Raw genomic sequence first — 15,207 nt, forward strand, 5'->3', positions numbered from 1 at the left:
GGTATCAGAAGGAGAAACTCGATGGATACAAACTTCAACTCGGAAAGCCGTGAGATATTTATCGTCGGCTTGCGCAACGCGCACGCCATGGAAAATCAAGCGCTGTCGATCATGAAGCCTCAGGTCGAGCGTATAGAGAACTATCCGGAGGTGGCCGATCGCTTGCGCCGGCACATTCAGGAAACCGAAGGCCAGATCACGAGACTCGAGTCCGTCCTGGAGGGCCTTGGCGAGGAGCACTCCACCCTCAAGGACACTGCCTTGTCTATGGTTGGCAGCGTGGCCGCCATTGGACATTCGATGGCTGGCGACGAGATCATCAAGAACAGCCTGGCGAATTTCGCATTCGAGAACTACGAGATTGCTGCCTACAATTCGCTGCTGGTACTGGCCGACGCCGGGGGCTTCCAGGATGCTGAAAGGGCCCTCAAGCAGAACCTGAACGAAGAGGAAGCCATGGCCAATTGGCTCAAGGAAAATCTGAGCGACGTTACCATGCGGTATGCCAGGTTGCGCGAGGCTGGGGCGACTGCAAAAAGCTGATGCACCGCACCGGCGCGGGCGGCGTTTCAAAAACAGACGCTCGCCCGCCCCTCCCTCGTTGAGGCCTCTTCAAGGCGTCGTGTTCGCCACGAGAAGAGCTTGCTGACGGGCCAGTTCATCTGCTGTGGGTTTGCGCAGGTGTCGCCTGCCATCAGCCTGGATGACGGAAAACAAACCAACCTCGGCATGTCGCGAATTGTCCCAGCCCGGGTAGGCCGTTATCGGGTACAGGCAAATACCCTCGACCGGCGCTCCGAGACTGATTGCGGAACGCACCTCGTCGCAGACATAGTGGAGCCAAGCCGGCCCGCCGGATCCCTCGGAACCGGTCTCCGCAATGAACATCGGCTTGCCGTAGCGATGAGCAACTTCTAGCAACATTTCCGACAGGGCGCGGTACTCGTGGTGTCCCATCGGAATCGTCGGCCCGTTTACGTACCATTGATTGTGCGGGTAAAAATTCAAGCCCACGACATCGACAACATCTTCGCTCCCGCCCAACTCAGGTTCGACGCGGCCCAGCAACATGTCGTAAGCTTCGAACTGCCCCTGTCGGGCGTTTTCGGCCCGGCGCCGTTCGCTGCGGGTCCGGTCACGAGGGGCGATATGGATAAGCGGCTCGGCCCAGACAAATCTGCAGGCGGGATCGATCTCCCGCATTGCACGAACACCCGCGATGGCGGCCTTCACGAGGTGCCGCTTGAACCATCCACGTTTGTTCGGCCCCACACGCGGGAAATAGCCGACCTCAACAGCCCATGCGAAAAAGGAGATTTCGTTGATGGGACACAACAGAGGCGATGTTCCGGTGATCGAACGGTGTACCTTGACGGCTTCTGCCGCGAACGAGGCATAGGCGTCGATGAAATGCGGCGAGCCCTGATCGACATGGTCCGGAGATCCGTAGTGAAAGATGTCCCAGATTACCTGAACACCTGCCGATCGGGCTGCCTCGACCATTGGCGCCCAACTTGACCAGTCATAGGTTCCGGGAGCGGTTTCGATCAAATGCCAACGCAGGCCGTCGCGGATGGTGCGAAGGCCGAGTTCGGCGCAGCCGCGGTAGTCGCCCAGGGCATGCAAATTATGCGAGGTCGCACGAATAAGATCGAGGCGAACGCCGTCCTTGCGCCGGTGCGAGGAGCATTCAAAGCCTGCCATGAAAAAACTGGCGAAGCGCGAAGCTTCCGGAACCGAGGCCTCCGTCTGGCGTCCCACTTCGCTCATTTTTCGAAGTCTCCTTTGGGCAATCGGCTTCGAACTCGGCCGCCTTGTCCGGACCGGGAACCGCGTTGGCGAAATACCGAATTCAGTCGGGCGCGCCCCATGTTCGTTGCTCAGTCCAGCTCGTCCTTGCGTGGCCGGGTAGTGCCGAACCCATTGGTAGAGCCTTTGTTCCGGTGGTGAACTGTCCGGGCGCCGCGTGCAAGTGAGGAACAAGGAGGCCCGTCCCAAGTTCGGGGCGATGTACAGCCGCCGTCATCCACTCGAGCGGCTGCTCGGCAACAACAGAGGCATGGGATCACATGACCGTTCAGATTCGACTTTCCGAGATCGACCACGCCAGGCGCGAGGATCGTGGCGACGGCGCTTGGAGCATCGCACCGGACCTGGGTTACTTGCGGCTAGCAATCGTCAATGTCGTGTTCTTCGGCGCACCGGGCAGCGGAGATCGGAACTGGGTGCTGATCGATACCGGGTTGCCGACGTCTCGCAGCAGCATTCTAGCGGTCGCGGAAAAGCGGTTCGGCGTCAACGCACGGCCGGCTGCAATCATCCTGACCCATGGCCATTTCGACCATGTGGGAACGGTTCTAGAACTCGCAAATGGCTGGGACGTGCCTGTCTTCGCCCATCCACTCGAGCACCCCTATTTGGACGGAACCACATCCTATCCGCCACCGGATCCCTGGGTTGGGGGTGGACTGATGGCGCTGCTTTCACCGCTTTTTCCACGCGGGCCAATCGATCTTGGCAGCCGTTTGCAACCCTTGCCCGCCGATGGATCGATCCCCGGAATGCCCGGATGGCAATGGCTGCACACACCCGGACATGCCCCTGGGCATATCTCGCTCTGGCGCGAGCAAGACCGCTCGCTCATCGTAGGAGACGCTTTCATCACCACCGGTCAGGAGTCGGTCTATGAAGTCGCCATTCAGGATCTCGAGATGCACGGTCCGCCGCGCTATTTCACGCCAGACTGGGATGCAGCGGAAAGGTCCGTGAAGCATCTGGCTGCCTTGGGCCCCCAGATGGTCATCAGTGGGCACGGCGCGGCTGCTGCGGGAGTGGGCATGCGTCAGGCTCTCGACAACCTGGCTGAGCGGTTCAGGGTATTCGCCGTCCCGCCGAAATTGAAATTCGTGCGCGAGCCAGCGTCGCCGATAGCTAGGCCAATCGAGCCGCCATCGTTCTGAAATTATGGTCGGATTGGTCCAACGCGGGACATCGGACAGAGTAACTCGTCCAGCGGAACAAACCCAGCCGGCGACAGTTGGGGCACTCGCTTAGGGGCGACACCCTGCGAAGTGCCGCGAGGTTCCGCGCCATGGGGAGGCTCAGATGGAAACCCGATGAACGCATGCCCCTAGCACGCGTTCCCGCAAAGAGAGATTGCAGAACCGGTGTTGTTGCCATCCAGCCCTAAGTTGACACGCCAACTGCTCTGTATCCTCGGAGGCGCATTCTTGCCCGGTTGCGCGGGGGGAGTGCTCGATCCCCAAGGACCAATTGGCGTCGGCAATCGCACGATCCTTTTGAACTCGCTGGCGGTGATGCTGGTGATCGTTGTTCCCACGCTTGTTGCGCTTCTGGCATTCGCCTGGAAGTTCCGCGCCTCGAACAGCAACGCCCGCTATAACCCGGAGTTCACCTATTCGGGACGCGTGGAGTTGATCGTCTGGTCGATCCCGACGCTCACCATCCTGTTCATTGGCGGTCTGATCTACTACGGATCGTATCAGCTCGATCCGCGCAAACCGATCCCTTCTAGCCAGCCGCCGCTCGACATTCAGGTGGTGGCGCTCGACTGGAAATGGCTGTTCCTCTATCCCGAGCAGGGCGTGGGCGCTGTCAATCAACTGGTTATCCCCGCCGGTGTTCCAGTGCGTTTCAAGTTGACCTCGGCCAGCGTGATGAACACGTTCTTCGTGCCCCAGCTTGGCAGCATGGTCTACGTCATGAACGGCATGCAGACCGAATTGCATCTGCAGGCCGACCGCGAGGGCAGCTTTTTCGGCCAGTCGGCGCACTTCAGCGGCGACGGCTTCTCGGATATGAATTTCAGTGTGAGCGCGGTTTCAGCCGATGCCTTCACCCGCTGGGCGTCATCGCTGCGTGGCGGGGGCGGCGTGCTGAATGCCAATGCCTATCGCGAACTCGCCCGGCAAAGCACAAATGTGGCGCCGGCTTCCTTCGGTCATGTCCAGCCTGGGCTGTTCGAAGCGGTCGTTCAGCAGACGCTCCCACCGGGTCCGGGGCCTGCTGAGAGCGCAGCCAGCGGCGAGCCACAGGTGAGCCCAAGGGCATTCCCCCCGGCGGCGGCAACGATGACCCATCATCCACAAGGCGCAGAATGACGATGCTGGGCAAGCTCGACTGGTCGGCCGTTCCTTTCGATCAACCTATCCCCCTCGGCGCAGCCCTTGGCGTCTTTCTGGCAGCAGCCGCCGTGCTTGGCTGGATAACGGTGAAGGGCTACTGGCCATATCTGCGGAGCGAGTGGATAAGCTCGGTCGACCACAAGCGCATCGGCGTGATGTACATTGTGCTGGCGATGCTCATGCTTCTTCGTGGTTTTATCGATGCTATCATGATGCGCACACAACAGGTGCTGGCGATTCACGGGCCGGGTTACCTCCCGCCGGAGCATTACGACCAGATCTTTTCCGCGCACGGCACGATCATGATCTTCTTCGCCGCGATGCCGTTCATGATCGGCCTGATGAATTTCGTCGTGCCGCTGCAGCTTGGCGTACGCGATGTCGCTTTTCCGACGCTCAATTCCGTCAGCTTCTGGCTGACGGCTTCCGGAGCCCTGCTGGTCAACATCTCGCTTGTGATCGGCGAGTTCGCGCGCACCGGCTGGCTGCCCTATGCCCCTTTGTCGGAAACCGCCTACTCGCCGGGCGTCGGTGTCGATTATTATCTGTGGGCGATCCAGATCTCCGGCGTCGGCACGCTGCTCACCGGCGTCAACCTGGTGACGACCATCCTCAAGATGCGGGCGCCGGGAATGGGCTATCTGCGAATGCCGATGTTCTGTTGGACCTCGCTCGCGTCCAACCTGCTCATTGTCGCAGCCTTCCCGATCCTTACCGCCACGCTCGCAATGCTGACGCTGGACCGGTATCTCGGCTTCCACTTCTTCACCAACGAAGCTGGTGGAAATCAGATGATGTTCGTCAACCTGATCTGGGCGTGGGGCCATCCCGAAGTATACATCCTGGTGCTTCCCGCCTTCGGAATCTTTTCCGAGATTTTCTCGACTTTTTCATCGAAGCCGCTGTTCGGATACCGTTCGATGGTCGCGGCCACGATGTTCATCTGCATCGTCTCGTTCATGGTCTGGCTGCATCACTTCTTCACCATGGGTGCCGGAGCGGACGTTAATGCCGCCTTCGGCATCGCCACGTCGGTCATTGCCGTGGGAACCGGTGTGAAAATCTACAACTGGCTCTTCACCATGTATGGCGGGCGCGTTCGTTTCGACACGCCGATGCTTTGGGCACTGGCTTTCGTGACCACCTTCACCGTCGGCGGCATGACTGGCGTCCTGCTTGCCGTCCCGCCGGTCGACTTCGTGCTACACAATTCCCTTTTCCTCGTCGCGCATTTCCATAACGTCATCATCTCGGGCGTGTTGTTTGGAGCATTCGCCGGCTTCACCTACTGGTTCCCCAAGGCGTTCGGCTTCCGTTTGCACGAAGGCTGGGGAAAGGCGGCATTTTGGGTCACCTTGGCCGGCTACATGCTGGTCTTCGTACCGCTCTATATTGTCGGTCTGCTCGGCATGACGCGGCGCCTGCAACATATCGATATGGACCTTTGGGCACCGTGGCTGGTGGTGGCCGCTTTCGGCGTGGTGGTGATGATCGCCGGCGCGGCGCTGCAGATCACACAGCTTTTCGTTTCGATCCGGCATCGCGACAAGTTTCGCGACGAAACCGGCGACCCGTGGGACGGGCGTTCGCTGGAGTGGTCGACATCTTCTCCTCCTCCTGTCTTCAATTATGCACGGCTGCCTCACGTGGAAGACGAAGAGCCCTACTGGAGCATCAAGCAACGAGGGATCGGACAGAGCTCGGACGAGGAAAAGGCATATGAGCCGATCGAGATGCCTCGCAACAGCCCGACTGGCTTCGTCACCGCCTTCTTCAGCACACTGATCGGCTTCGCGCTGATCTGGCATATATGGTGGCTGGCGATCGTCGGCTTCATCGGCGCCTACGCAACCTTCGTCGTATTCGCCTGGCGCGATCATGGAGACTACGAGATCCCTGTCGACGAGGTCGCCCGCATCGACCATGACCACAAGGCAGCCCAGTTTGCCCGGCTGCGCGGGTGGGAGCGCCCGGCATGAGCGATCACGCATTCTCCGGCGACATCAGCGCCGGCACCCAGGCACAGGACCCGTATCGGCTTAATCACACCGGTCGGCATGCGGTGCGCTCTGCGACGGGCCACGGAGAAGGCGGCCCGGCCTCAAAGTTCGTCACGGTGACCTACGGCTTCTGGATCTTTCTCCTGTCCGACATCATCATGTTCTCGGCATTTTTCGCCGCCTACGCCGTGCTCGCCAAGGCAACCGCCGGCGGACCGACAGGCAAGGATCTGTTCGAACCGACACGGGTTGCGGTCCAGACGGGCCTTCTGCTCACTTCGAGCTTCACCGGCGGCGTGGCAACACTCGCCACCCGTCGCAGATCAATGGCTGCCACGCAGTTCTGGCTTCTCGTCACGGGGTTGCTCGGGGCAGCGTTCCTGTTCCTGGAACTACAGGAGTTCGCGGCAATGATCGGCGAGCAGGCAGGCCCCTCGCGCAGCGCATTTCTTTCTGCCTTCTTTGCGCTCGTTGGCTGCCACGGTGCCCACGTCGGTCTCGGCCTGCTCTGGCTGGGAACGATGATGGCGCAGCTGTGGGTCAAGGGCTTTCGGCCCGACATCTTGCGGCGGCTCCACTGCTTCGGGCTCTTCTGGCACGCCCTCGACATCATCTGGGTTGCCATCTTCACCCTGGTCTATCTGCTGGGAGCATCGTCATGACCGAGTTCGAGAGCAAGACCGGCGAGTTGCAGGACCGCCGCGATTCAGCGCCGGGCGAGGAACACATAAGCGAGCACGAAACGGCTGGGGGCCTCTCGGGCTATGTGCTCGGCTTCGGGCTGGCCATCCTGCTCACGATCGCATCATTCCTGGCGGCGCGAACCGATCTGATTTACCAGCCCGCGGTCATCTCGGCCCTGGTGGTGCTCGCTGTTGCGCAGATGGGCGTGCATCTTGTCTTCTTTCTGCACCTGACCACCGGGCCGGACAACACCAACAACATCCTGGCGCTGGCCTTCGGCGTGCTGATCGTCGCGCTGGTGGTTCTGGGCTCTATCTGGATCATGGCCCACCTGAATGAAAACATGGCTGCCATGACACCCCATCAAGCCGGAACCATGCCTTGAACGCTGCCCTGCGAACGCACGGCCGCCCACAGTGCACCATTCGCACCGATGGCCCCAGGAGACAAAAGGCTCGTCAGATCTCGTGCTTTGGCTGGGCTGCGCGTAGGGCATCAAGCGCTAAGCGAACCGCATCGATGCCTGAGACGCTGGGCTGGATCGGCCTGAAAATCAGGCGGCCGTTCCGGTAGTCCAGGCCCAACGCCTTGCCGTTCCGCCATTGGGACGCCGACGGCTTGTTCCGAGGGGTGATCGCGATGGCCTCGGGACCCACATCGACTTTGCCGACGCCCAATTCCGACGCTGCTATTCGCAACCTGGTAAATTCCAGCAAAAGGGCTACTTCGCCAGGCATGTCTCCAAAGCGGTCCTCGAGCTCTTCGCTGAATGTATCGAGGTCCGGCTCCGAACGGATGCGGGAGAGCCGCGCATAGAGGCCAACGCGCACCGTAGGCTCGTCGACATAGCTCTCGGGAAAAGCCCCCTTTCCCGAGCCATTGATCTCGGCAAGTTGCTTGCTGAAGTTGGCCCCTCCGCCAGCCGCCGAGACCGCCCGCTCCAGCAAGTGCTCGTACAAGCCCACTCCGATCAGCTTCATATGCCCGGCCTGGTCTTCGCCGAAAAGATCTCCGGCCCCACGCAGGTCGAGGTCTCTTTGACTGATTGCCAGGCCGGAGCCGAGCCGATCGAGCGCAAGCATCGTCGAAAGCCGGGCCCTGGTGCCGTCGGCTAGTTCAACGCCAGGCTGGGTCAGAAGAAACGCAACGGCCTGCACCGCCCCCCTTCCGACCCGGCCCCGCAACTGGTGCAACTGCGCCAGACCGAACCTGTCGGGGCGCCAAACGATGATGGTGTTGGCCCGCGGCACATCGAGGCCGCTCTCGATGATGTCGGTGCTCAACAAAATGTCGCCATCACCGCCGGCGAATCCGACCATGACTTCGTCCAGCTGTCTCCCCTTCATTTCACCATGCGCCGTCTTGACCCGGAGTTCCGGCACCAGTCTGTTCAGTTGGTCACAGGCCGGGGCAATATCCTCGATTCGCGGGACCACGAAGAAGCTCTGTCCACCCCGGTGAAATTCACGCAGGTGGGCCGCGCGCACCGATGCTGGATCGAACGCTGCCAAGATCGTGCGAACGGGACGTCGTTTGGCGGGCGGAGAGTTTAGAACGCTGACGTCCTGGATGCCCGACAACGCCGATTGCAGCGTCCGGGGTATCGGTGTGGCGCTCATGCTCAGCGTATGGAGGCGAGGCGTCATGGTCCGCAGGGCCCGCTTCAACTTGACCCCGAACCGGTGCTCCTCGTCGATCACCAGCAGTCCAAGATTGGCGAAGGTGACGCTCCTGGACGCCAGGGCCTGAGTACCCACAACGACCGCAACCTGGCCGCTCCGCAGACCCTCTTTTGCCGCTCTCGCCTCCGCTGCCCCGACCATCCTAGAAAGGTGGGCGACCTGCAGGCCGGTTCCTGCGAAGCGGCGGCTGAACGTCTCATAGTGCTGTCGTGCCAACACCGTTGTCGGCGCTATGATAGCAACCTGTTTCCCGCAGAAAGCCGCGGCGGCGCAAGCACGCAGGGCGACCTCTGTCTTGCCGAAGCCGACATCGCCGCAGACGAGCCGGTTCATTGTTCTTCCCGACGAAAGATCATCGAGCACAGCGCGGATGGCGGCCGCTTGGTCGGGCGTCTCCGTATAGGGAAATCTCGCCGCAAAACGGGCCAAGTCCGTGCGGGAGGGCTTTATGATCTCGGCAGGCTGGCTGGACCTGATTTTGGCAAGACTCAAGAGGCGTTTGGCCAGCCTGTCGATCTCGCGCAACGCAGCTTCGCGTCGCTTCGGCCAGCCCTCGCCTTTGAGGCGATCAAGCGACACTGCCTCCGGTTCCGAGCCGTAGCGCCATATTCGTCCAAAGTCGTCGACCGGAACCAGCAAGGAAGCCCCGCCATGATATTCCAGTCTGACGACATCCTGTTGCTGGCCAGCCAACTCGACCTGTTCGACCGCGGCGAGCACGCCCAGGCCATGGTCTTCATGGACGACGACATCGCCAATGCGCAACTCGGGTTCGAGTATGCCCGTGGTCGCGCTCCCGCTCGCCTTTAACGCGGGCCCAAACAGGTCGGATGCGGCCACCACGGCGATATTGGATTGCGCGTCGACAAACCCTTCGTCGAGGACGAATTCAGCCTTGAGAACAGAGCCCCTCGCGGCCGAAAGGATTTGCGGCAAGTCGGCCGCTTCCTCTGCCCGCCGGCCTAGTCTCCTATCGAGCAGGCGATCTGCTCGCTGCAGTTCAGAGGCATCGCCGGTGAACACTACTCTGACTCCGGCACTCGTCTGCCCTCTGATGAATTCCGCGAAATCATGCCCGGGTCGGGCCTGGCGGAAGAATTTGGGAACTCCCACGGCAGAAACGGCTAGTCTCACGCAGCAGCGGTTAAGCAGAGCAGCGTCCCACTCTTCACGGGATAGGTAAAATCGTCCCGGCAAAGGTTTTTTCGTTCCGGCTGCCTCCTGCCTGGCACGACGTGCATCCTCGACCAGATCCAGAATTCTGCCGAGCGGCTGCCCGTCGGTCCCTTCAAGGAAGGAGATCGAAGCGCTGGATGCCGCATCGAAGACGGATGGCATAGCGCCATACGATGCGACCAGGCGCTCCTCCATCGACGTCGTGCGCATCGCTGTCAACTCAGGATGCTCACCAGCTTTAAAGATCAGCTCGGATGCCGGTCCGACCGTAATCGAGTCTCGAACCTGATCGCTGAGCTGACTGAGCGGGTCGTAGGTCTTGAGCTGCCGGATGCAGGCATCGGGATCAACGATGACGCGAACGGGGCCATCCGCGCCAGCAGGAAAAATATCGATGGGATCGCCCCGAAAGGCTATCTCACCCGGTTCGTCGACCCTCTCGTCGACGACATAGCCAATGGCTTCGGACCTGGTTCTGAAATCGTCACGGTCGAGCTTTTGTCCCACCTCCAGAATTGTGAAACCGCCAGCGATGACCGGAGCAGGCGGCACCCGCTGCAGAATGGCTTCGAGCGACATTACAGCGATGCGCGGGCGATCCGGCTTCGTTGCGATCTCACGCAACGCACGAAGCCTTCGCCCCATATTGGCGCGTGTGGGCCACACCCTGTCGTAAGGCAGGCAATCCCAGGACGGCAGCAAGATTATATCCGCGTCAGGCAGGAACTGACGCAAGGCGCCGGCGATCTCCTCGGCACTGCGTTCCGAGGGAGCTATATGGATGATGTGCTTGTCCCGACTGGTCTCCAGGCCACGGGCCAGCGCTACCGCGATTGCTGAGGATGGCGGTCCGCCGTGCTCTATCGCAAACCCGCTGTCATCCGTGTGATCGATTTGTTCGACATCCGTCCGCGAAATATGCCTGTTCACTGAAATCTCACCTTGCCACTGAGACAACGTCAGCGGAGCCACCCCGTTCCTGGCGGCGCATCAAAGAGTTCCAGGACGGGCTGCGGGTGCAGCCCTTGAATGGGCGGAGCGACAGGGTCAAAGCTGCGCCGTGATCGGCGAACTCCTGGGGCTGGGTGCCCAGCGGGAAAATTTCTAACCGAGCCTATGTCATAGGTTAATGCATTGCTGCCTTGCTCACCTATGGCTGTCCTAAAAAACTGGTGCTTCGATCATTCCGGGATCTTCAACCACGCTCGACGCTGGCAAAACGCTCCAGGCATGGGACCATGCCGCACGGCGGCGCCTTCTGCCGCCGCGCATATGTCCCCATGCCAGTCGGAACTTTTGGCGCGGATAATAGTTCGATCACCAACATCAGCCAGGTAGTCAATTTGTTCCCCACCTCATCCTCGGATGTACTCATTCGCAAGCTTCAGACCATCTCGGATCTTCGAGAGGCCGACATCGGCGTTCTGAAAGGCATTCCGATCCAGGAGAAGGAATATTTGGCCAACCACGATCTGGTGCGTGAGGGCGACCGTCCTGTTTACTCGTTTGTCGTTCTTGATGGCTTGGTCGGTTCCACCAAACATACGGGCGAAGGAAAGCGACAAATCACATCATTCTTCGTCGCCGGCGACATTCCTGATCTGCATGGGCTGCATCTGTCGGTCATGGATTGTAACTTCTCGACCCTTACGCCGGCGCGAATAGGTTTCATGCGGCATGACACCCTGCGTGCCGTTTGCGACCAGCACCCTCGCATCGCCACCGCTTTTTGGCGGTCGACGTTGATAGATGCCGCGATTTATAGGGAGTGGGTCATCAATGTGGGAAGACGCGAGGCATACACCCGCATGGCTCACATCCTGTGCGAACTGATTTTTCGCTTGCGCTCCATGGGGCGCATTGAGGATCACGTGGCGGATATCCCCATTACACAGGCGGCCCTTGGCGATGCGCTGGGTTTGTCCACGGTCCACGTCAACCGGATGCTCCAGGAACTACGACGCAGAGGCCTCATTGCCACCTCGGGATCAAAAGTTCACGCACTGGACTGGGCTGGCCTCACTCACGCAGGAGATTTCGACACGACCTACCTGCACCAAAGGAACCCCGCAGATTAGCAGTGACGGAAGCTCTCCGATGGCACGATTTTTCTTCGACAGCGGCGATGGCGATCTCATCTTCGAGGACGAAATAGGTGTCGAATGCGCTGGCCTCGAAGAGGTCCGCCGCGCGGGATTCGAGGGCCTTGTCGACCTCACGAGAGAGTCACTGAAGAGCGTCGACGGGCAGCAATTGTTTATCGAAGTGCGTGATGAAAACGGCGCCAAGATTTTGCGGCTGAGCCTCTCGCTTCGGGTAAAATCGAACGTATAAATTTGCACTCTACGCGCAGCGTTAGGCGAGCGGACTGGGACTGCAAACATCCACTGGCATGTCGTGTCTCAAAACCAGGCCACTTTTGAGCGACATGCATTAACCCATAGATTGTGCCTCGATTTGTGTACAGGACAGGGAACCATCAAAGAGCCGCCGAGTTCGTCCAACGGACAAGCCCGGAATCTAACATGGAAGAAATCGGCAAGGCACAACAAAAGGTCATAGCCCGCCTCATACGGGAGTGGATTTCATCGGACGCCAATCGTCGCCAGCTTCGCCAGTTGCTGGATCTGCCGACAGATGCGGACATGCCCAGCGAGCATCGGTCATTGCTTGATGAACTCGACCGAAAGCTCAACCAATGAGCGCCCCTGCTTTCGGGAGGGCTTCCGAGTGGATGCGAGCCGGTGGCGAGGGAAAGGAGCTGAGGTCGACATCTGGTTGAGGCCGCCGACATTTGACCCAAGCAGACGCGAACGCTTTACGCCGGACGGCGCCGATTGGCCGAAGAAAGAATGTTCGGTGGTTTCGTGGAGCCGCGGTCCGATTCCTAGAGGTGAGTTTCTGCACCTTGCTGCGCGTTTAAAAGTTGAGAAACGGCAGTTACGATCTGCGGCAGAAAAAAGGGCTTGGTGATCATTATGCTGTTGGGCACACCTTCCGCTCCCCAGTGTACCGCGCTGTCGCCACTGATATAGACAACCGGGATGGTCGAGTTGGACCTTCGCAAGTGCCGAGCGACCTCCCACCCCGACTGTCCTGCTCCCAGACGGATGTCCGTGAGCACGGCCTTGAACTTGGTCGGATCGGGGTCGAAAGCCGCCAGCGCCTCGGCGGCACTCCGAGTGCCGACGACCTGGAAGCCGGCCTCCTCCAAAGCTGACTCGAGGTCGAGCAGGATCATTGTCTCATCTTCGACGATCAGAACAGCACCTTCGCTCATCCGGAATCTCCCCAAGCCGCCACCGCTAATACGAGTTCGGCGTCAACTTGGTTCCATCTGACGCGCAGCAGCCTGTTGGTATCGAAGCTCTACGCTGCCTCGATTGCGCGGCGGACTTGTGACGTCGGGAAGCCGCCCTGGAGAACGCCGACGCCGGCTTAGCTGCTTCGACAGCCTTGGACAATGAGGCTGAATTACATGTTGTAGCCGACGCTTAACCGTTGCCGGCGAGGTCGCTTTGATCAAGCGTTCTCCTGATCTCCAGAAGCTTGCTGGATCTGCGTCATCACCTTTTGGGGATCCACATTCTCGGCGAGTTCCGGCAGCTCTTTGTCGGCCGGGGTCGAGATATTCAGACGCGCCGTCAAGGCAGCCACCATCTCGATCAGCCGCGTGGTTTCATGTTCGTTCAGAAGGCTGATCTGCAAATCCAGTTCGGCTCGCCGCTCGCTGTGTGCGGCCATTCTGTTCTGATTGATCAGCACGAAAGTAGACAGGAAGATTGCCTCAACCGAGGCGACCATGGCCAGGATCACGAAAGTCGGGTCCCAGGCTGGGACGGCTGGTATCGCGCCAAGGTTCGCGAGGACCCAGACGACAAGAATTGCAAGGTGCAGATAGACGAAAGTCATGCTTCCCGCGAAGCGCGAAACAGCGCCGGCGACCCACGCTTGAACGCCTTGGTGCTCTTCTTGCTGCCGCCTGTGCTCGACCAGCGCCTGTATGTTCTGGTGGAGCACCGACTGCATGTCGGCTGGACGTTGGTCGCTCATTTGAAAGCCCCGTTGGAGATCATTCCGTGCAAGCGGCGTCGCTTATCGCCGGTGGCTCCCGCGAGGCCGGATCTACCTTGAACTCGTCGGCACGCGACTTGGGTCGCTGCCGACGGCCCGCTTGGAACAAGGCGTGCCGCCCTGCAATAGTGTGCACCATGCCGACCACTGCTTGCGGGGCGCTCTGATGAACCATATGGCCGGCGCCCGGAACCACCTCGAGGAGAGACCCACCGACTTCCGCGTGCAAGCGTCGTGCATCGCGTTGCGCGTCGAACAAACGATCCCCGGATCCCGCCATGATGCCGGTGGGCACGGCAATGTCCCTATAGTTGGCTTTTCCCAACAGGGACGCGGCCAGCATCGATGCTGTCTCCAGAGAAACCGCCCGCAGTTGGGAAGGGCGGCTGGCGACATCTTTGGCAAGTGCGGCGAACTCGCCGGCGACGACGGCGGGTTTAAAGATCTTCTCCATTGCCCAATGCCAAGCAAGCCTTACAAGCGGCGGCAGCAAGGTGTGACGAAACGCGGTGCCGATCACAGGCAGTGCAGGGAGTGCGGCCAGTGCAAGATCCAGCCGCGGTGGCGGATAGTAGTAACCCGAGACCAGCACGATGCCGGCGACCGATGGAGAATGCCTGCGCGCCAATTCGAGGGCGATCCAAGCTCCCCAGGAATGTCCAAGCACGAGGTATTTCTCTATACCCAGCCCGCAGGCGGCGGCATGTATAAGGTCGGCTTGGTCGCGAGCGGACCAACGCCGGCCGCGCGGCCGTGAGCTTCGCCCAAAACCGGGACGATCAAATGCAAGCACCCGATAGGTCTTTGCCGCCTCATCGAAGATGCCGCTCGACTTGAAATCCTCCGCCATGGATCCATTGCCATGCAGGAGAAGCAGCGGCATGCCGGTTCCGGCTTCGATAAAATGCAGGCGCAGACCATCGATCTCCATCACACGTCCGCATGCCCGGCCGGCAATCGCACGTTTGGCGCGGATGGCGTTGTATGCCGCCAGCGCCGCCAATGAGGCCGCGAGCAACCCGGTCGCGAGTTTCGGTCCATCTCTGTCGAACGCCATGCCGTGCCTGTTGGAAACCATCTGCCGAACCCAACTCTCGGGGCGAAAGCTTGTTCCGCCAGACAAGACACGCTGTACAACCGGCTCAAGCGTCTTGGAAAGTAGGCCCATGGAGTTGGGACCGTTAAGCCTGGGCAGCGCTGCTGCCTCCCAGTTTCCAATCACCCTGCCAACGTGCGCGCACGGCAATCATCAGCATGGCCGCTTCCGTCATCCCGGTCTGGAAAAGTCTGACCAGCTCTCTCGCGATGGATTCTGCCGCGGTAGTGTCCGACGAAATCTCAAATTCCTCACACAGCGCGTCGAAAACCGACCGAAGCGTTTTCAGGTCGTCTGGATAGAGAGCGTCCGTATTCGTAAGAATGGGTCGGTCAAGCATCAAAACGTCT

15 protein-coding genes are annotated in these 15,207 nt (G+C 60.2%); 9 read left to right on the forward strand and 6 right to left on the reverse strand.

Annotated elements, in window-relative coordinates; all coding sequences use genetic code 11:
* Positions 1–21: 21 nt before the first annotated feature.
* Positions 22–543: a ferritin-like domain-containing protein gene (locus tag NKI05_RS16225; protein WP_023687824.1), complete on the forward strand. Its 522-nt coding sequence runs from the start codon at positions 22–24 to the stop codon at positions 541–543.
* 69 nt (positions 544–612) lie between these two features.
* Here the strand turns inward: NKI05_RS16225 and NKI05_RS16230 are convergent, their stop codons facing one another.
* Positions 613–1,770 (reverse strand): hypothetical protein, encoded by a 1,158-nt coding sequence (locus tag NKI05_RS16230; RefSeq protein ID WP_023739556.1) that lies wholly within the window; start codon positions 1,768–1,770, stop codon positions 613–615.
* Between the two features lie 299 nt (positions 1,771–2,069).
* Here NKI05_RS16230 and NKI05_RS16235 point away from each other — a divergent pair, with 299 nt between their 5' ends.
* From NKI05_RS16235 to cyoD, 5 genes are all read left to right on the forward strand, one after another.
* Positions 2,070–2,960 (forward strand): MBL fold metallo-hydrolase, encoded by an 891-nt coding sequence (locus tag NKI05_RS16235; RefSeq protein WP_023668030.1) that lies wholly within the window; start codon positions 2,070–2,072, stop codon positions 2,958–2,960.
* 195 nt (positions 2,961–3,155) lie between these two features.
* The gene (gene cyoA / locus NKI05_RS16240) at positions 3,156–4,121 is read left to right on the forward strand and encodes a ubiquinol oxidase subunit II (protein WP_081732326.1); all 966 of its coding nucleotides are present in this window, start codon (positions 3,156–3,158) and stop codon (positions 4,119–4,121) included.
* Positions 4,122–4,123: 2 nt separating this feature from the next.
* Positions 4,124–6,124 carry a cytochrome o ubiquinol oxidase subunit I gene (cyoB, locus tag NKI05_RS16245; protein ID WP_032894457.1) on the forward strand — a complete coding sequence of 667 codons (2,001 nt, stop codon included), beginning with the start codon at positions 4,124–4,126 and terminating at the stop codon, positions 6,122–6,124.
* Positions 6,121–6,807, forward strand: coding sequence for a cytochrome (ubi)quinol oxidase subunit III (locus tag NKI05_RS16250; RefSeq protein ID WP_023815896.1), 687 nt, complete (start codon positions 6,121–6,123; stop codon positions 6,805–6,807). The genes cyoB and NKI05_RS16250 overlap by 4 nt, the downstream gene beginning before the upstream one ends.
* Positions 6,804–7,214 (forward strand): cytochrome o ubiquinol oxidase subunit IV, encoded by a 411-nt coding sequence (cyoD, locus tag NKI05_RS16255; RefSeq protein WP_023668026.1) that lies wholly within the window; start codon positions 6,804–6,806, stop codon positions 7,212–7,214. The genes NKI05_RS16250 and cyoD overlap by 4 nt, the downstream gene beginning before the upstream one ends.
* A 73-nt stretch (positions 7,215–7,287) precedes the next feature.
* On the opposite strand, the gene NKI05_RS16260 is transcribed toward cyoD, so the two are convergent.
* Positions 7,288–10,617, reverse strand: coding sequence for a DEAD/DEAH box helicase (locus tag NKI05_RS16260; RefSeq protein WP_023815897.1), 3,330 nt, complete (start codon positions 10,615–10,617; stop codon positions 7,288–7,290).
* A 212-nt stretch (positions 10,618–10,829) separates the two neighbouring features.
* Here NKI05_RS16260 and NKI05_RS16265 point away from each other — a divergent pair, with 212 nt between their 5' ends.
* The 3 genes from NKI05_RS16265 (at position 10,830) to NKI05_RS16275 (ending at position 12,389) form a co-directional block, all read left to right on the forward strand.
* Positions 10,830–11,765, forward strand: coding sequence for a Crp/Fnr family transcriptional regulator (locus tag NKI05_RS16265; RefSeq protein WP_245260109.1), 936 nt, complete (start codon positions 10,830–10,832; stop codon positions 11,763–11,765).
* 19 nt (positions 11,766–11,784) lie between these two features.
* Positions 11,785–12,021: a DUF6894 family protein gene (locus tag NKI05_RS16270; protein WP_023668023.1), complete on the forward strand. Its 237-nt coding sequence runs from the start codon at positions 11,785–11,787 to the stop codon at positions 12,019–12,021.
* Between the two features lie 191 nt (positions 12,022–12,212).
* On the forward strand, positions 12,213–12,389 hold the full coding sequence (locus NKI05_RS16275) for a hypothetical protein (protein ID WP_023687819.1): 177 nt from the start codon (positions 12,213–12,215) through the stop codon (positions 12,387–12,389).
* Positions 12,390–12,574: 185 nt separating this feature from the next.
* Here NKI05_RS16275 and NKI05_RS16280 read toward each other — a convergent pair whose 3' ends face one another.
* The 4 genes from NKI05_RS16280 to NKI05_RS16295 all read right to left on the reverse strand — a co-directional run bounded on the left by NKI05_RS16280 (position 12,575) and on the right by NKI05_RS16295 (position 15,197).
* Entirely contained in the window at positions 12,575–12,967 is a 393-nt protein-coding gene (locus NKI05_RS16280; RefSeq protein ID WP_023714651.1) for a response regulator, read from the reverse strand.
* A gap of 242 nt (positions 12,968–13,209) precedes the next feature.
* Positions 13,210–13,740, reverse strand: a complete 531-nt coding sequence (locus NKI05_RS16285) for a DUF1003 domain-containing protein (protein ID WP_023681128.1) — start codon at positions 13,738–13,740, stop codon at positions 13,210–13,212.
* 19 nt (positions 13,741–13,759) lie between these two features.
* A complete protein-coding gene (locus tag NKI05_RS16290; protein WP_245261362.1) occupies positions 13,760–14,929 on the reverse strand; it encodes an alpha/beta fold hydrolase in 1,170 nt (389 codons plus the stop codon).
* A 13-nt stretch (positions 14,930–14,942) separates the two neighbouring features.
* The gene (locus tag NKI05_RS16295) at positions 14,943–15,197 is read right to left on the reverse strand and encodes a hypothetical protein (RefSeq protein WP_023696347.1); all 255 of its coding nucleotides are present in this window, start codon (positions 15,195–15,197) and stop codon (positions 14,943–14,945) included.
* Positions 15,198–15,207 lie beyond the last annotated feature (10 nt).

This window comes from Mesorhizobium sp. M0771 (assembly GCF_040320155.1).
Classification (GTDB): Bacteria; Pseudomonadota; Alphaproteobacteria; order Rhizobiales; family Rhizobiaceae; genus Mesorhizobium.